The organism is Pseudomonas sp. W22_MBD1_FP4 (genome assembly GCF_052113765.1).
GTDB classification, from domain to species: Bacteria; Pseudomonadota; Gammaproteobacteria; order Pseudomonadales; family Pseudomonadaceae; genus Aquipseudomonas; species Aquipseudomonas sivasensis.
On sequence record NZ_JBGQOI010000002.1, the window covers coordinates 24,192 to 41,640 of the forward strand.

16 protein-coding genes are annotated in these 17,449 nt (G+C 58.9%); 9 read left to right on the forward strand and 7 right to left on the reverse strand.

All coding sequences use genetic code 11. The features are described from left to right. Positions 1-10: 10 nt before the first annotated feature. Positions 11-904, reverse strand: a complete 894-nt coding sequence (locus ACEN2T_RS02980) for a DMT family transporter (RefSeq protein WP_160385034.1) — start codon at positions 902-904, stop codon at positions 11-13. Between the two features lie 160 nt (positions 905-1,064). Between ACEN2T_RS02980 and ACEN2T_RS02985 the strand changes: the two genes are divergently transcribed. Next, positions 1,065-2,489: an aminotransferase-like domain-containing protein gene (locus ACEN2T_RS02985; protein ID WP_032887586.1), complete on the forward strand. Its 1,425-nt coding sequence runs from the start codon at positions 1,065-1,067 to the stop codon at positions 2,487-2,489. Positions 2,490-2,604: 115 nt separating this feature from the next. Here ACEN2T_RS02985 and ppsR read toward each other — a convergent pair whose 3' ends face one another. After that, positions 2,605-3,423, reverse strand: a complete 819-nt coding sequence (ppsR, locus tag ACEN2T_RS02990; RefSeq protein ID WP_122681196.1) for a posphoenolpyruvate synthetase regulatory kinase/phosphorylase PpsR — start codon at positions 3,421-3,423, stop codon at positions 2,605-2,607. A 178-nt stretch (positions 3,424-3,601) separates the two neighbouring features. Here ppsR and ppsA point away from each other — a divergent pair, with 178 nt between their 5' ends. The 8 genes from ppsA (at position 3,602) to ACEN2T_RS03030 (ending at position 11,696) form a co-directional block, all read left to right on the forward strand. After that, the gene (gene ppsA, locus ACEN2T_RS02995) at positions 3,602-5,977 is read left to right on the forward strand and encodes a phosphoenolpyruvate synthase (protein WP_032887588.1); all 2,376 of its coding nucleotides are present in this window, start codon (positions 3,602-3,604) and stop codon (positions 5,975-5,977) included. A 106-nt stretch (positions 5,978-6,083) separates the two neighbouring features. Next, positions 6,084-7,073, forward strand: coding sequence for an alpha/beta fold hydrolase (locus tag ACEN2T_RS03000; protein ID WP_122681195.1), 990 nt, complete (start codon positions 6,084-6,086; stop codon positions 7,071-7,073). Between the two features lie 187 nt (positions 7,074-7,260). Beyond that, on the forward strand, positions 7,261-7,752 hold the full coding sequence (rraA, locus tag ACEN2T_RS03005) for a ribonuclease E activity regulator RraA (RefSeq protein ID WP_032887592.1): 492 nt from the start codon (positions 7,261-7,263) through the stop codon (positions 7,750-7,752). A 24-nt stretch (positions 7,753-7,776) separates the two neighbouring features. Continuing rightward, a complete protein-coding gene (locus tag ACEN2T_RS03010; RefSeq protein ID WP_032887594.1) occupies positions 7,777-8,772 on the forward strand; it encodes a zinc transporter ZntB in 996 nt (331 codons plus the stop codon). An 85-nt stretch (positions 8,773-8,857) separates the two neighbouring features. Further along, positions 8,858-9,103, forward strand: a complete 246-nt coding sequence (locus tag ACEN2T_RS03015) for a hypothetical protein (RefSeq protein ID WP_025854229.1) — start codon at positions 8,858-8,860, stop codon at positions 9,101-9,103. A gap of 2 nt (positions 9,104-9,105) precedes the next feature. Next, a complete protein-coding gene (locus tag ACEN2T_RS03020) occupies positions 9,106-9,930 on the forward strand; it encodes a mechanosensitive ion channel family protein (protein ID WP_003175519.1) in 825 nt (274 codons plus the stop codon). Positions 9,931-10,017: 87 nt separating this feature from the next. Beyond that, positions 10,018-10,608 (forward strand): RNA polymerase sigma factor SigX, encoded by a 591-nt coding sequence (gene sigX / locus ACEN2T_RS03025; protein ID WP_032887596.1) that lies wholly within the window; start codon positions 10,018-10,020, stop codon positions 10,606-10,608. A gap of 107 nt (positions 10,609-10,715) precedes the next feature. Then, positions 10,716-11,696, forward strand: coding sequence for an OmpA family protein (locus ACEN2T_RS03030; RefSeq protein ID WP_032887598.1), 981 nt, complete (start codon positions 10,716-10,718; stop codon positions 11,694-11,696). 57 nt (positions 11,697-11,753) lie between these two features. Here ACEN2T_RS03030 and cobA read toward each other — a convergent pair whose 3' ends face one another. The 5 genes from cobA to ACEN2T_RS03055 all read right to left on the reverse strand — a co-directional run bounded on the left by cobA (position 11,754) and on the right by ACEN2T_RS03055 (position 17,432). Beyond that, on the reverse strand, positions 11,754-12,497 hold the full coding sequence (gene cobA, locus ACEN2T_RS03035) for a uroporphyrinogen-III C-methyltransferase (RefSeq protein WP_095185346.1): 744 nt from the start codon (positions 12,495-12,497) through the stop codon (positions 11,754-11,756). Between the two features lie 26 nt (positions 12,498-12,523). Further along, entirely contained in the window at positions 12,524-14,194 is a 1,671-nt protein-coding gene (locus ACEN2T_RS03040; protein ID WP_442116287.1) for a protein kinase domain-containing protein, read from the reverse strand. Continuing rightward, positions 14,194-15,405 (reverse strand): nitrate/nitrite transporter, encoded by a 1,212-nt coding sequence (locus tag ACEN2T_RS03045; protein ID WP_095185347.1) that lies wholly within the window; start codon positions 15,403-15,405, stop codon positions 14,194-14,196. Before ACEN2T_RS03045 ends, ACEN2T_RS03040 begins: the two co-directional genes overlap by 1 nt. A 211-nt stretch (positions 15,406-15,616) precedes the next feature. Then, positions 15,617-16,192, reverse strand: a complete 576-nt coding sequence (locus ACEN2T_RS03050; RefSeq protein WP_442116288.1) for an ANTAR domain-containing response regulator — start codon at positions 16,190-16,192, stop codon at positions 15,617-15,619. 13 nt (positions 16,193-16,205) lie between these two features. Further along, on the reverse strand, positions 16,206-17,432 hold the full coding sequence (locus ACEN2T_RS03055; RefSeq protein ID WP_032887605.1) for a CmpA/NrtA family ABC transporter substrate-binding protein: 1,227 nt from the start codon (positions 17,430-17,432) through the stop codon (positions 16,206-16,208). Positions 17,433-17,449: the final 17 nt, after the last annotated feature.

Genomic DNA, 17,449 nt, shown 5'->3' on the forward strand with positions numbered 1-17,449 from the left:
TGGTTGTGGGTCAATTTTTCTTGGCCATGAGTTTTTCAATCGGCAACTTGGTGATCGCAAAGCCAGCCAGCAGGATGGCCGAATACAGCATCAGGTCGCGTGAAATCGCCACGCCTTCGTACCAGGCGCCGATGATCACCGCGAACACCGGGAAGATGATGAACACGAACGACAGGATGATCGGGCTCAAGCGCTTGAGCAGCATGAAGTACACGATGAACCCGCCCACCGAGGCCACCAGTCCGAGGTAGAACAGGGCACTCCAGGAGCGCAGGGTGATGTCTTCAAAGGTGGGTGTTTCAAACCACAGCCCGGCGACGAACAGCATCAGCCCGGCGATGCCGATGGGCAGGGTGTTGTAGGTGATCACGCTGATGGCGCTGCCTTTCTGCTTGGTAATCACGTAGCACAAGGCATGCATGATCGCGGCGGTCAGAATCGCCAGCACGCCGAAGAACTCGGCGTGGTCCAGGTGCAATCCCTGGCTCCTGATGATCATGTAGAGGCTGCCGAAGCCGATGCCGATGCCGACCACTTGGGAAAAGTAGATGCGCTCGCGCAGAAATAACGCGGAGAAAATCAGGATGAATACCGGCATGCAACTGAAGAGCAGGGCGGTCAGGCCGGACGAGACATGCATCTCGCCATAGTTGAGCAAGTAGTAGGGAACGCTGAAGTAGGACAGGGTCACGAACACGAAGAACCAGCGGCTTTCGCGGGGAAACAGGATCGGCTCGCGCCGCACCATGGCAAAACACAGGAACAGCGGGAACGCGATCAGGAAACGCAGGCCGGCAGAGGTCAGTGGCGGCACGCTTTCCACGGCAATTTTGATGCCCAGCCAGGTCGTGCCCCAACTCAGGCACACGATCAGGAACATCACACTGGTGATCAGCCCGGCCAACCACTGTTTTTGAGTGTTGGTTTTGGCGGTGTTTTCTATAACGGCGGACATTGGCATCGTTTATTACTTCCCTGAGCCGGAATTGAACTCTATATTGAACTTGTAATGAGTTATGAAATTCGGCGATTGAACCCGTAAAAGCACACTATTAGGGCGAAAGATGGCTGTCAAAACAAATATTGACATGGTGTCAATTATGCGTGAGGGCTTGTCCAACGGTCAGGGCGTGAAGTACAAGCGCCTGTCCGATGTCATGGAACGGGGCATCCTCGAAGGCTTGATTGAGCCGGGACGAAAACTGCCGCCCCATCGGGTGCTTTCCGACAATCTGGGTGTGACCATCGGCACCATCAGCCGGGCCTACGGTGAGTTGGAGCGCCTTGGCTTGGTGGTTGCGCGAGTCGGTGACGGAACATTCGTGCGCAAGCGTGGGATGGAGCGCCAGCGCGATGAAGGCTTTCGCAACGTCAGCGAGGAGCCGCGCCAGTACTTCGATATGAGCCGCAACATGCATATCCCCGGGCAGGAGACGGCGTTCCTGGCCCAGAGCTTCCAAACCTTATCGACCAACGCCAAGTTCCTTCAGGACATCAGCGCCTATACCCCGGACGCTGGCCTGCCGCGCTACCGCGAAGCGGGTGCGCAATGGCTGGTGCAGAGGGATTTTCATCCGATTCCCGAGCAGGTCATCTGCGTCAATGGCGGCCAGCACGGCCTGCTCTGCGCGATGATGGCTTTGCTGCGGGCCGGCGATACGGTGGTGACCGAACAACTGACGTACCCAGGCTTGATCACCGCGGCGCGCATGCTTGGCATCCGCCTGATCGGCCTGGAGATGGATGACGAGGGCGTGTTGCCGAATGCGCTGGACGAAGTCTGTCGAAACCACCGGATTTCGGCGCTGTACTGCACGCCGACGATCCAGAACCCCACCACCGCCGTGTTATCGGTGGCGCGCCGCGAAGCGCTGGTCAAGGTGTGTCGCGAGCACAATCTGCTGATCCTTGAAGACGAAGCTCATGGCGTATTAGTAGAAGACCGGCCGCCGCCCCTCAGCCATTTCGCCCCCGAGCGCACGATTTTGATCAGCAGCCTGAGCAAAGCCGTTTCCGCCGGGCTGCGCGTGGGCTATGTGCATGCGCCGCCGGCGTTGGTCAGCCGTATTTCGGCGGCCTTACGTTCTACGTGCTGGATGGCTACGCCGGTGACCTTGGAACTGGCCACGCAATGGATCGAAAATGGCACGGCCGAATACCTGCTGCGCCAACAGATCAACGAGATCAGCCGGCGTAAAGCCTTGGTGAGTGACCTGCTGGAAGGCCTGGCATACCGCACCCACCTCAACAGCCCGCACTTCTGGATTGAAGTGCCGGAGCCGTGGCGTGCGTCGGAAATCGAGGCGGAGCTCAAGCAGAACAATTACCTGATCGCCACCGCCGAAGCATTTGCCGTAGGGCAGACGGCGGTCCCGCAGTTTATTCGGGCGAGTATCTGCAATACCTCTGGAGATGATCAGTTGTTGCGAGCGGGGTTTGATGCGTTGGCGACGGCGTTGGGGCAGGGTGGGGGCAGGTTCCATCTGTAGAGTTGAATGTACGCCGACCCAAATGTGGAAGGGGGCTTGCCCCCGATGGCGGTGGATCAGTCAATTAATCTGTCAACTGACACGTCGCCATCGGGAGCAAGCCCCCTCTCACAGGTTATTTGAACCTGCGCTCCACACCTTTCTCCACCAGAATCTTCGCCGAAATCTCTTCCACCGAAAAATGCGTGGAATTGATGTGCGCAATATTCTCGCGACGGAACAGATTTTCCACTTCGCGCACTTCGAACTCGCACTGGGCATAGCTTGAATAGCGGCTGTTGGGCTTGCGCTCGTTGCGGATGGCGGTGAGTCGGTCCGGGTCGATGGTCAGGCCGAACAGCTTGTGGGAATGAGCGCGCAGGGCGGTCGGAAGTGTCAGGTGCTCCATGTCGTCTTCGGTCAGCGGGTAGTTGGCCGCGCGGATGCCGAATTGCATGGCCATGTACAGACAGGTGGGCGTTTTGCCGCAGCGCGACACGCCCACCAGGATCAGGTCGGCTTTGTCGTAGTAATGCGTGCGGGCGCCATCGTCGTTGTCGAGGGCGAAGTTCACCGCCTCGATACGCTCCATATAGTTGGAGTTATGCCCAATGGAATGGGACTTTCCTACGGAGTAGGAGGAATGTTCGCTCAGCTCCTGCTCCAATGGCGCCAGGAAGGTCGAGAAGATGTCGATCATGAAACCATTCGACGTTGCGAGAATCTCACGGATGTCTTGATTGACGATGGTGTCGAAAATGATCGGCCGAAAGCCGTCTTTTTCAGCCGCAAGATTGATTTGTTGTACCATGGCCCGCGCTTTATCCACGCTGTCGATATAGGGCCGCGTGAATTTGGCGAAGGTATTGTTTTCGAACTGCGCGAGCAGGCTCTGACCCAATGTTTCGGCTGTAATGCCGGTGCCGTCGGAGATAAAGAAAGCAGATCGTTTCATTTGAGCCCTGGGCCTTAAGCTGATGGCGAATCTTGGATATGATAGGCGCGATTTTGCCGTCCCGCAGTGGGCCGCATTCTCACTTATTTTCCAGGTCCAGGCCACAAGCGCGGGCGTTAGCTCCTACTGAGCCGCCGGCGTCCTGAGCTTTTCCAACACAGAAAGTGGAGAGATCACCTTGGTAGAGTACGTAGTTTCCCTCGATAAGCTCGGCGTCCATGATGTAGAGCACGTGGGGGGCAAGAACGCATCCCTCGGCGAGATGATCAGTAATCTTGCAGGCGCTGGTGTCTCGGTGCCCGGTGGTTTCGCCACCACGGCCCAGGCTTACCGCGATTTCCTCGAACTGAGCGGCCTGAACGCTCAGATCCACGCCGCGCTGGACGCCCTGGACGTCGATGACGTCAATGCCCTGGCCAAGACCGGCAGCCAGATCCGCCAATGGATCATGGACGCCGAGTTCCCCGAGAAGCTCAACGAAGAAATCCGCACCGCCTTCGCCACATTGTCGGCCGGCAACCCGGACATGGCTGTCGCCGTGCGCTCCTCGGCCACCGCCGAAGACTTGCCCGACGCCTCCTTCGCCGGTCAGCAAGAAACCTTCCTTAATATTCGTGGCGTGGAAAACGTGATCCGCGCCGCCAAGGAAGTGTTTGCCTCTCTCTTTAACGATCGCGCCATTTCCTACCGCGTACACCAAGGTTTCGACCACAAGCTGGTGGCGTTGTCTGCCGGTGTGCAGCGCATGGTGCGTTCGGAAACCGGCACCGCCGGCGTGATGTTCACCCTGGATACCGAGTCGGGCTTCCGTGACGTGGTGTTTATCACCGGCGCCTACGGCCTGGGCGAAACCGTCGTTCAGGGCGCGGTCAACCCGGATGAATTCTACGTACACAAGCACACCCTTGAAGCTGGCCGTCCCGCCATCCTGCGCCGCAATCTGGGCAGCAAAGCCATCAAGATGATCTACGGCGACGAGGCCAAGGCCGGTCGTTCGGTGAAAACCGTTGATGTGGACAAGGCCGAGCGTGCACGTTTCTGCCTGTCCGACGCGGAAGTCAGCGAATTGGCCAAGCAAGCGATGATCATCGAAAAGCACTACAAGTGCCCGATGGACATCGAATGGGCCAAAGACGGCGACGACGGCAAGCTGTACATCGTGCAGGCCCGTCCGGAAACCGTGAAGAGCCGCACTTCGGCCAACGTCATGGAGCGCTACCTGCTCAAGGAAACCGGCACCGTGCTGGTGGAAGGCCGTGCCATCGGCCAGCGCATCGGCGCCGGCAAGGTGCGGATCATCAAGGACGTGTCCGAGATGGATAAGGTCCAGCCAGGCGACGTACTGGTCTCCGACATGACCGATCCGGACTGGGAACCAGTGATGAAGCGTGCCAGCGCTATCGTCACCAACCGTGGCGGGCGTACCTGCCACGCGGCGATCATCGCTCGTGAGCTGGGCATTCCGGCAGTTGTAGGTTGCGGCAACGCCACCCAACTGTTGAAGGATGGTCAAGGCGTGACCGTGTCCTGTGCCGAAGGCGACACCGGTTTCATCTTCGAAGGCGAACTGGGCTTTGACATCAAGCAAAACTCCATCGACGCCATGCCGGACCTGCCGTTCAAGATCATGATGAACGTCGGCAACCCGGACCGTGCCTTCGACTTCGCGCAGTTGCCGAACGCCGGTGTGGGCTTGGCCCGCCTGGAGTTCATCATCAACCGTATGATTGGCGTGCACCCCAAGGCGCTGTTGAACTACGACGGCCTGCCGCTGGATATCAAGGAAAGCGTCGACAAGCGCATCGCCGGTTACAACGACCCGGTGGGCTTCTACGTCGAGAAGCTGGTGGAAGGCATCAGCACCTTGGCGGCGGCGTTCTACCCGAAAAAGGTCATCGTGCGCCTGTCGGACTTCAAGTCCAACGAATACGCGAACCTGATCGGCGGCAAGCTTTACGAGCCGGAAGAAGAAAACCCAATGCTGGGTTTCCGTGGTGCCTCGCGTTACATCAGCGAAGCGTTCCGTGATTGCTTCGAGCTGGAATGCCGCGCGCTGAAACGTGTACGTAATGAGATGGGGCTGACCAACGTCGAGATCATGGTGCCGTTCGTCCGAACCCTGGGCGAAGCGAGCCAAGTCGTGGACCTGCTGGCTGAAAACGGTTTGTCCCGTGGTGAAAACGGTCTGCGCGTCATCATGATGTGCGAGCTGCCGTCCAACGCCATCCTGGCCGAAGAGTTCCTGGAGTTCTTCGACGGTTTCTCCATCGGTTCCAACGACCTGACCCAACTGACCCTGGGCCTGGACCGCGATTCCGGGATCATCGCTCACCTGTTCGACGAGCGTAACCCTGCGGTTAAGAAGCTGCTGTCCAATGCTATCCAGGCCTGTAACAAGGCCGGCAAGTACATCGGCATCTGCGGCCAAGGCCCTTCCGACCACCCTGACCTGGCCCGCTGGCTGATGGAACAGGGCATCGAAAGCGTATCGCTGAACCCCGACTCCGTGCTGGAAACCTGGTTCTTCCTGGCGGAAGGCCAAGCGTCCGCCTAAAGTCGCTACGTCAAAAGTGCCGGTCACTCGTTGTGGGTGACCGGCATTCTTATCTGTGCGGGGCGGATCTCCTTCCGGACGCCGCCCTTTTTTGTGCAAGAGCATTATGCAAAGCAGCAGCAATCTGTTTCCCGTCGCCCTGATCAGCGCTGAGCGTCGTGGCGACCTGAGTGAAGATGTATATCGCCTCAAACCCGGTAATAGCCCCGACGGCACCGTTGAGCTGGCAGTTACCCGTTTGGGCCTTGCCGATGTCCCGGAAAACCGGGGCATCCCGGTTATTTTGTTGCACGGCAGTTTTTCCAATCGGCGTTTCTGGTATTCGCCTAAAGGCATCGGCTTGGGTGCTTTCCTGGCGCGCCAGGGCTTCGATGTGTGGATACCGGAAATGCGCGGCCATGGTTTGTCCAAGCGCAATCATGACTACGCCAAAAATCGAGTCGCCGACTACGCGCGCTATGATTTGCCGGCTATCGGCGCGTTTGTGAGAGAGCAAAGTGCGCAGATCCCCCACTGGATCGGGCACTCCCTGGGCGGCACAGCCTTGGCGGCGGCGCTGGGTGGTGAGCACCTTGGCGCGCCGGCAGTGGCTTCCGTGGCCTTGTTTGGTTGCCAGGTCAGTCGCACCCACTGGCCATTGAAGCTTCCTCCGGTGGAGTGGACCGGTCGATTGCTTCTGAAACGCTTCGGGGAATTGTCCGGCTCGCGCCTCAAGCGCGGTCCGGAGGATGAGCCCGCAGGCGTGCTGATCGAAGCCATGCGTTGGAATGGCCTGTTTGGACGCTTTGGCGAGGGTAAGCAGGACTGGTGGAAAGGCCTGGCAACCGTCGATGTGCCGCTGTTGGCCGTCAGTGCTGCCGGTGATCAACAGGACCCTGATTGGGCATGTCGCAAGTTGTTCGAGCAAATCGGTTCTGAGCATCGGCAATACCTTTGCCTGGGCCGCCAGCAAGGTTTTACCGAGGATTTCGGGCATGTGGAAATGCTGGTGAGCAAGGCCGCGCAGGCCGAAGTGTGGCCGCTGGTGGCGCAATGGTTAAAAGATCCGCTCACACCGTTGCTTGGCGCCCCGGTCGCTACAGTGGCGACGGTTTGACGCAGCGCTCTGCCAAGGGCGTTTCGCTTGTGCGAGGTTGCGGCTAAGATATGACGCGCTGAACGCTTCTGGTCATATTCAGTCGCGCAGTGGCTCTTGCGTTGCGGCGAGGCGAAAGGGATGTTCCCCGTCCGCTTCGGCCGGTACTTCTTTGAAAGACACTTCTCTGGCAGAAAGGAATTTTTCGATGAACCATTACGTGACCCCCGACCTGTGCGACGCCTACCCGGATCTGGTGCAGGTGGTCGAGCCGATGTTCAGTAATTTTGGCGGCCGAGATTCCTTTGGCGGCGAGATTGTCACCATCAAGTGCTTCGAAGATAACTCGCTGGTCAAGGAGCAAGCCGACCAGCCGGGCGCCGGCAAGGTGCTCGTGGTCGACGGGGGCGGTTCCCTGCGGCGCGCGTTGTTGGGGGACATGATCGCCGAGAAAGCCGCAAAAAACGGCTGGGAAGGGTTGGTGATCTACGGTTGCATCCGTGATGTCGATGTCATCGCGCAGACCGATCTTGGCGTCCAGGCCCTGGCCAGCCACCCGATGAAGACCGACAAGCGCGGCATTGGTGACTTGAATGTGGTGGTCACATTTGCCGGCGTGACCTTTCGTCCGGGTGAGTACATCTATGCGGATAATAATGGCGTGATTGTGTCGCCAAGCCCGCTGAAAATGCCTGAATAAACCGCAATAACCGACGGGGTGAGGATGTTCGAGGAAGAAAACGCGCAATGGGGGCTGGTGCATGCCCTGGTGCTGGACGGTAAAGGCGGTGCGCGTTCGATTGCCCGGACTGAGCTCGACGACTTGCAACTGCAGCCCCAGGAAAGCCTGTGGCTGCATTGGGATCGCAGCCATCCGCAGACCCAGACCTGGCTGCGTAAATCCAGTGGCCTGAGCGAATTTGCCTGCGACCTGCTGCTGGAGGAGAACACCCGCCCGCGCTTGTTGCCGCTGCCAGAGGGCGAGCTCCTCTTGTTCCTGCGCGGGGTTAACCTCAATCCGGGTGCAGAGCCCGAAGACATGGTGTCGGTGCGTATCTTCGCCGCCGCCAGCCGCGTGATTTCCTTGCGCCTGCGCCCGCTGCGCGCTACCGATGAACTGCTTGTGCAACTGGCGGAGGGAAAAGGGCCAAGAACTGCGTCTGAACTCATCCTTTATATGGCGCAGTACCTGACCAATAAAGTGCAGGATCTGGTCACGGACCTCTCTGAAGTCGTGGATTCCGAGGAAGAAAAACTCGATACCGACGAACGGTATACTCCGGAGCACGGCAGCGTGTTGCAGATCCGTCGACGAGCGGCAGGGCTCAAGCGATTCCTCGCGCCGCAGCGGGACATTTTTGCTCAACTGACGCGGATCAAATTGCCATGGTTCTGCGATGACGATGCCGACTATTGGAACGAATTGAACAACAGCCTGACCCGCTATCTGGAAGAGCTCGAATTGACCCGCGAGCGCGTGGGGCTTGTGCTGGAGGCCGAAGACCGGCGCTTGAGCGTGCGCATGAACCGCACGATGTATCGCTTTGGGATCATCACTGGAATCTTCCTGCCCATGAGCTTCTTGACCGGCTTACTGGGTATAAATGTGGGAGGCATACCTTTCTCTCAGAGCCCCTATGGCTTCATCATTGCGTGCCTGTTGATGGTGTCGGTGGCCCTCGGACAATGGTGGCTATTTCGGCGGTTACGCTGGGTTTGAGCTGAATATCACCTGAATGTAGGAAGGGTCCTATGTGACCCCAGGAATTTTCCCCTCGTCTTTAAAACACTTGCGAGAGGTCTTTATGCACGATCCGTTCGAACAGTCTTTACGTGACATGCTCAATGCCTCGCCGTCCAACCGTGACGACGATGCCTGCCTGGGCCGCGTGTTGAAAACCGCTAACCGCCAGGTGGGCGCGGGTGACCTGTTCGGTCTGCTCGGCCGCTGGGTGCCGGCGTTGATGATGGCCTTGAACAACGGTTCGGCCCACGTTTCACCGGTTTCCCGTCGTAAACCTCTTGCTCGCACTGCTGATAAGGCTGATTGAATATGGAACTTGATCTCTGGACCCAGAGCCTGGTCACTGCAATGACCGCATTGTGGACCAAGGTGGCGAACTTCATTCCCAACCTGTTTGGTGCTCTGGTCCTGGTATTGCTGGGCTTTGTCGTAGCCAAACTGCTCGATACCCTGCTGTCCAAATTGCTCGCTAAACTCGGGCTTGATCGCCTGATGGCAGGCACTGGCCTGACCAAGCTGCTGGGGCGTGCCGGGCTGCAAGTGCCGATCTCCACGTTGATCGGTAAGATCGTCTATTGGTTCGTTTTGCTGATTTTTCTGGTTTCTGCGGCTCAATCCCTTGGACTTGAGCGAGTTTCAGCTACGCTCGACATGCTGGCGCTGTATTTACCGAAAGTTTTCGGCGGCGCGCTGGTACTGCTGGTAGGTGTTCTGCTGGCGCAACTGGCCAATGGGCTGGTGCGCGGCGCTGCCGAAGGCGTGGGGCTGGACTATGCTGCTGGCCTGGGGCGAATTGCCCAGGGGTTGGTGATCATCATCAGTATTTCGGTCGCGATCAGCCAGTTGGAGGTCAAGACTGACCTGCTCAACCACGTAATTGTGATCGTTTTGATTACCGTTGGTCTGGCCGTTGCGCTGGCCATGGGCTTGGGAAGCCGGGAAATTGCGGGTCAGATTCTTGCGGGAATCTATGTGCGCGAGCTGTATCAAGTTGGGCAACAGGTGCGTGTAGGCGAGGTCGAAGGGCAAATCGAGGAGATCGGCACGGTCAAGACGACGGTGCTGACCGATGACGGTGACCTGGTGTCGTTGTCCAATCGGATTCTCCTGGAGCAGCAGGTCAGTAGCCGCTAATCCGGTAAACCCTGCTAATGTACGCCGCCGCAAGCTCGGCTGACCGGGCTGTAGCGGACATTGACCTGACTGTCGGCACGACTTGTTTTGAATAAAGCCCAAACGCTGTCCACGCGCTATGACCCCCGTGAGCTCTCTGATGAGGAGTTGGTCGCGCGCTCGCACACGGAGCTGTTTCACGTCACTCGCGCGTACGAAGAATTGATGCGCAGATATCAACGCACTCTGTTCAACGTTTGTTCAAGGTATTTAGGGAACGATAGAGATGCGGACGATGTCTGTCAGGAAGTGATGCTCAAGGTGTTGTACGGCCTGAAGAACTTTGAGGGTAAATCGAAGTTCAAGACCTGGCTCTACAGCATCACGTACAACGAGTGCATCACGCAGTATCGGAAGGAACGGCGAAAGCGTCGCTTGATGGACGCTTTGAGTCTGGACCCCCTTGAGGAGGCGACTGAAGAGAAGTCGCCGGCACCCGAGGAAAAGGGCGGACTCGATCGCTGGCTGGTGTATGTGAACCCGATTGACCGGGAAATTCTGGTGCTGCGATTTGTCGCAGAGCTCGAGTTCCAGGAAATCGCTGACATCATGCACATGGGTTTGAGTGCTACAAAAATGCGTTACAAACGTGCTCTAGATAAATTACGTGAGAAATTTGCGGGCGAGACTGAAACTTAGTGCGTGGCAAATATCTCTTACGTGTAGGCAAGTTCTGTTAGACTTGTCGCCGAGTTGTCCCCCGGTTTGTGGGACTGCTTTACAATCACCAGATGGGGATTTAACGGATGAAACTGAAAAACACCTTGGGCTTGGCCATTGGTTCTCTTATTGCCGCAACTTCTTTCGGCGTTCTGGCACAAGGCCAAGGCGCAGTTGAAGGCGAGCTGTTCTACAAGAAGCAGTACAACGATAGCGTCAAGCACATCGAAGACGGCTTCAATCCTGGCGCTCGCATCGGTTACTTCCTGACCGACGACCTGTCCTTGAACTTGTCCTACGACAAAACCAACCACACCCGTTCGAACGACGGTACTGGTAGCCAGAAGATCAAAGGCGATACCGGCAGCCTGGTTGCCCAGTATCACTTCGGTCAAGCTGGTGTTGACAGCCTGCGTCCATACGTTGAAGGCGGTTTCGGCCACCAGAGCCGTGGCAACGTACAAGCTGACGGCCACAGCGGTCGCGATCAGACCACTTTCGCTACCGTCGGTACTGGCGTGAAGTACTACTTCACCAACAACCTGTACGCTCGTGCCGGTGTTGAAGCTGACTACGGTCTGGACAACGGCAAGTGGGACTACTCCGCACTGGTCGGCCTGGGCGTAAACTTCGGCGGTAACGCTGGCGCAGCTGCTCCAGCTCCTACTCCAGCACCAGCTCCAGAGCCAACTCCAGAGCCAGAAGCTCCAGTTGCTCAGGTTGTTCGTGTTGAGCTGGACGTTAAGTTCGACTTCGACAAATCCGTTGTTAAGCCTAACAGCTACGGCGACGTGAAAAACCTGGCCGACTTCATGGCTCAGTACCCAGCTACCAACGTAGAAGTTGCTGGTCACACTGACTCCGTAGGTCCAGACGCTTACAACCAGAAGCTGTCCCAGCGTCGTGCTGACGCTGTTAAGCAAGTCCTGGTTAAAGACGGCGTTGCTCCTAGCCGTGTAACTGCTGTTGGTTACGGCGAATCCCGCCCAGTTGCTGACAACGCAACTGAAGCAGGTCGTGCTGTTAACCGTCGTGTAGAAGCGTCGGTTGAAGCTCAAGCTCAGTAATTACTGAGTAGAAAAAAGCCCGGCTCAGGCCGGGCTTTTTTTCGCCTGGAATTTGCCTCAGGCACTGGCCGCTGCCGTGGTGTAGGCCACTTGGTCGGTGGCGGCAACACTGCCAATCACCAGGATTGCAGGGCTCTTCAAGGCAAAGGAATGAGCATCCTCGTGCATGCGTGACAGCTCACTACGGCATTCGCGCTGCTGGGGCAGTGATGCATTTTCGATCATCGCCACTGGCATATCAGCTGCCATCCCGCCGCCGAGCAATTGCTGGCGAATCTCCTCCAGCTTGGCCACCCCCATGTACACCACCAATGTCGTTCCACCTTCTGCCAGCGCGCGCCAATTAACGCTGCTGTCGTCTTGAGTGTGGGCCGTGACCAACGTCACGCCGCGGCTGACACCGCGCAATGTCAGAGGAATCGCGCAGTTCGTCGCACCCGCCAGCCCTGCGGTGATCCCGTTGACCAACTCCACCTCGACGCCACGCTCGCGCAGCCACATGGCCTCTTCACCACCGCGTCCGAAAATGCACGGATCGCCACCTTTGAGCCGCACCACGCACTTGCCTTGGCGGGCGTAACGCAGCATCAGGCGATGGATAAAATCCTGCGGGGTTGAGCGGCAGCCACCGCGTTTACCCACGGTAATCACACGAGCCTCGGCGCAGTGCTCCAGTACGGCCGGGTTGACCAAATCATCGATCAACACTACATCGGCTTCGTTCATTGCTCGTACGGCTTTGAGGGTCAACAGTTCTGGGTCGCCGGGGCCTGCGCCCACCAGCCAGACTTTTGCGTTCATGTGTTTTTCCTCGTCTAGAGCTGACGTCAGCTATGAAAGAGTGAATACAGAAGAATCAGATTGATCAGCATCGAGACCAGGCCCAAGGTGCGCCAAACCTTCAAAGGTTCGCGCTCAAGGAGTGGCCTCGGACGGATGCTCAGCTCTTGGCGGTCAGCCTGCTCAAGCACCAGCAGCCATTCCTCGGCAGTCTCGTAGCGATGCGCCGGCTGCGATGCCACAGCGCGTTCCAGGCTCAGAGGGAGCCAGTCCGGGAGGTCCGGACGATAGCGGCTGGCGGTGACGGATTGGGCAAATCTAGGTCGTTGGAAAGCTTCGATTTCACCGTATGGGTAGTGCCCGGTCAGCAGGAAATACAGCGTCACACCAACGCTATATAAATCCTGTTGTGCTGTAGGACGGTCGCCATTGAACGCCTCAGGCGCGATAAAGCTCGGAGTGCCGGGCAGCACATGGGCGCGATCCTCTGACAGGCCGGAGCAATACGCCAGACCGAAATCCAAGACTCGCAATTCTCCGTCGTCCCCCAGCAGCAGGTTTTCCGGCTTGATATCGCGGTGCAGGATCTGCCGTCGATGCAGCATGCCCACCGCGCGCAGCAAACGCTCGGCGACGGACTGCCATTGCGCCAGGGGCAGTGGGCCCTGGCGCTGAAAGAGCTCGGCGAGGGTCATACCGGGATATTCACGCATCACGTAGTACAAATGCTGACGCCCGCTGGCCGTATGGACTTCCGGAAACGCCCGCCCGGCAACCCGTCGCAGAAACCATTCTTCCGACAACAATGCCTGACCGCCGTCGCTGTCATTATCGCGGCTCAGGGGCAGCGTTTTCAGCAGCCAGGGTTGCTGCTGGGCATCGCGTACCCGGTACAACAATGACTGCCTGCTGTGTGCCAGGACGGCGTCGACCTGCCAACCTTCAAAGTGTTGCCCGGCTTTGAGCGGCGGTGGCAAGGGCCATTGCTGCAGCTGCACCAAGGCGTCACCGAGTGTGGCCTCGCCGACCGTGTCGACACGCACCAGCAGGGCGCTGGCATTGTCCTGGCTACCCGCCAGGTGCGCGGCGTTGATCAGGGTGCTTACCGCCAGGTCGAGGTCGGTTTGTTCACGCAGGATCGCGCTGATGCTGTGATCGGCCAGGGTCGCCCACACGCCATCGCTGAGCAGCAGGAAACACTCACCCTCGCGCAATTGACCGTCGAGAAAATCCAGGACCAGATGTTGATCCAGGCCAAGGGCACGCTTGAGCACATGCTGCATGCCCGGCTGTTCCCACACATGGTCTTCGCTGATGCGCTGCAACTCGCCGTCCAGCCAGCGATATGCCCGGCAATCGCCGACATGGGCCAGGGTGAAGCGCTGGCCGCGAAAGACCAAGGCGCTGAGGGTGGTCAGCAACGGTTGACCTCCCCCATTGGCCTGCAGCCAGCGGTTCTGTGCGAGTAGCAACCGCTCCAGTGCCTGTGCCACGCCCCAGGTTTGCGGCGTGGCGTAGTAATCCAGGGCCAGGGCCTGCAGAGTTGAGCGGGCGGCCAGGCCACCGTCTGCACACTGGCTCACGCCGTCGGCCATGGCGCACAGATAGCCTTTGCTCGCCGCCAGTTCCGCAGCGGGGGTAACCACCCGCAGCGCATCCTGGTTTTCCGCCCGTGGGCCGATGGCACTGGCGTGGGCGATGCTCAGTTGCAGGCTCATCAGACGCGCGCGGCGGTCACAGCGGCCGAACCCCAAGTAGTTCTCCAGCGGCGCTTGACGCCATGCAGACCGAACCAGGCCAATACGCCCAGGCTCGCGAACAACCACAAGGCCAATTGATAGCTTCCGGTGCTCTGCTTGATCGCGCCCATGCCCGCCGCCAGGGCGAAACCGCCGATGCCGCCGGCCATGCCAATCAGGCCGGTCATCACGCCGATCTCTCGGCGAAAACGCTGTGGTACCAGTTGGAACACAGCGCCATTGCCTGCGCCCAAACCGAGCATGGTGCAGACGAAAAGCGCCAGCGCCGCGTAGGAACTGGGCAGGTTGAAACCGACTGCCGCGATGCAAATTGCTGCGACGCTGTACATGCCGAGCAGTGTGCGGATCCCGCCGAAACGGTCGGCCAAGGCGCCGCCCAGTGGGCGCATCAGGCTGCCACCGAACACGCAGGCGGCGGTGTAGTAGCCGGCGGTCATGGGGCTCAGGCCGTATTGATCGTTGAAATAGCCGGGCAGGGCGCTGGCCAGGCCGATAAAGCCACCGAAGGTCACGCTGTAGAAAAACATGAACCACCAACTGTCGCGGTCGCCCAGAGCCTTGAAGTAATCAGCCATGGACTTGGCTTTAGGGCGTTCAGGCGCATTTTTCGCGAGCCAGGCGAACACGATCAGGGTCAGGATCAGCGGAATCAGTGCGAAGCCGAACACGTTGCTCCAGCCAAAGGCCGCCGCCAGTACCGGGGCCAACAATGCAGCGAACACTGTGCCCGAATTACCGGCGCCGGCGATGCCCATGGCCTTGCCCTGGTGTTCGGCTGGATACCACTGGGACGCCAACGGCAACGCCACTGCAAAGGATGCGCCGGCCATACCGAGGAACAGCCCTAGCAACAAGGCTTGTTCGTAGCTGTGAACCCCCAGTTTCCAGGCGCCGAACAACGCGACGATCACAATCACCTGGCCAATCAGCCCGGCTGTCTTTGGCGATAGCTTGTCCGCCAGCATGCCCATCAGGAAGCGCAACACAGCGCCCGCAAGGATCGGTGTCGCCACCATCAAGCCGCGTTGTTGAGTGGTCAGGTGCAAGTCGGCGGAAATCTGTACCGCCAGCGGGCCCAACAAATACCAGACCATGAAGCTCAGATCGAAATACAGGAACGCGGCAAACAGGGTCGGGGTGTGCCCGGATTTCCAGAAGCTTGATTTCATCACGCACCTCAACGGTTGGGAGTCTTGTAAGAAGGCCTAGTGATGGAGCAGCCGGCTGGGGCCGCCCCACCGGCCCCGTGCTGCTGGGGCCAAAACGAAAAAACGCCGCCATCGGGTTCGCGAGGGCAAACCGGATGTGCGACGTCTTTGTCGTGGAGGGGCAACCGCCGTTGGTTACCTGTGATGATTGTTTAGCAAGTCCCGCGCCACATCAGCCGAGCAGTTCACTCATGGCGATGATTTGCTCTGCCACTTGGATCAGTTTCTGTTGGCGGCTCATGGCTTGGCGGCGCATCAGTGTGTAGGCCTCTTCCTCATTACAGGCCTTCATTTTCATCAGCATGCCCTTGGCCAGTTCGATGCGCTTGCGCTCGGCCAACTGCTGGTCCCGCGCCTGAAGCTGGGCGCGCAAGGCTTGGTCGCTTTCAAAGCGGGCCATGGCCACGTCGAGGATCGGTCGCAGGCGCTGGGCCTGGATGCCCTCGACGATATAGGCACTGACACCGGACTTGATGGCCTGGCGCATCACGTTCGGGTCGTGCTCGTCGGTAAACATCACGATAGGCCGGGGCTGGTCGCGGCTGACGAGCACCACTTGCTCCATCACATCGCGGCCCGGTGACTCGGTATCGATCAGAATCACATCCGGGCGCACTGTTTCGACGCGTGCTGGCAAGTCGATGGTCAGGCCGGACTCATCGATCACCTCGAAGCCAGCTTCGATCAGCGCCGTACGCAGGCGCCCGACTTTGCGCGGGGTGTCATTGATCAACAGGATTCGCAGCATAGAAGTGCTCCTGTCAGCGCAAGGCTTGGCGGTTGGCGTGGTCGGCGATGGCATGCAATCGGAAACTGCGGGCGTAGCCGACGGGGTCCGAGCCGTCCCACACCTTGCCGTCGATCAGTTGGCTGCTGCGCATGTCCTGGCGTTGCGCATTGATGCCCAGCGCGTCTGCCGCCTGGCGATACAGCGCCAGTTGCTGGACCTGGCGGGCAACGCCCAGGTAATCAGGGTCTTCGCGCAGCAGGCCCCAGCGTCGAAACTGGGTCATGAACCACATGCCATCGCAGAGATATGGCAGGTTCACTTCGCCATCGGCGAAAAAGCGCAGGGCATGGGGATCCTGCCAGTGGTTGCCCAGTCCATCGTCATAAATGCCCAGCAGGCGGGGTTCGATGCAGTCGAGAGGCGCGTCAAGGTACTCGCGGCCGCTGAGCAACTGCGCGGTGGAACGCCGGTTTTCGATACTTTCTTCAATAAAACGGCTGGCTTCGAGAATAGCCATGACCAATACGCGGGCGGTGTTGGGGTATTGGTCGACGAAGGCCTGTGTGCAGCCGAGCACCTTTTCTGGATGGTTCGGCCAGATCGCTTGGGTGGTTGCCAGTGTAAAGCCCTGGTTTTGCGCGACTGCGCTGGCACTCCAGGGTTCTCCGACGCAAAAGCCATCAATCCGACCAGCTTGCAGGTGCGCAACCATTTGCGGGGGCGGTACCACGACGCTGTCCACATCCTGTAACGGATGAATGCCCTGACTTGCGAGCCAGTAGTACAACCACATGGCGTGGGTACCTGTGGGAAAGGTCTGGGCGAAGGTCAGTTTTGTTCGGCTTTGGTGCACGTGACGATCCAATGCCTCAGGAGTGACCACCCCTTGTCGTTGCAGGGCGTGGGACAGGTTGATGCTTTGACCGTTCTGGTTCAATCCCATCAGCACGGCCATGTCGGTGGGTGCGACGCCGCCGATGCCCAGGTGAACGGCATAGATCAACCCGTACAGGCTGTGGGCGGCGTCCAGTTCACCGCTGACCAGTTTGTCCCGCAGGTTGGCCCACGAGGATTGGCGCTTGAGGTTTAGCGTCAGGCCATAAGGTTGAGCGAAGCCCTGGGTTGCCGCCACCACCAAGGAGGCGCAGTCGCTCAAAGCCATGAAGCCCAGGTCGAGGCTGCTCTTTTCCGGAGCATCACTGCCGTTGACCCAGGCCAGTGGGTCTCTTGTCGGGCTGCTGCCAACCGAATCGTTCATCAACACCTACCTTTTCT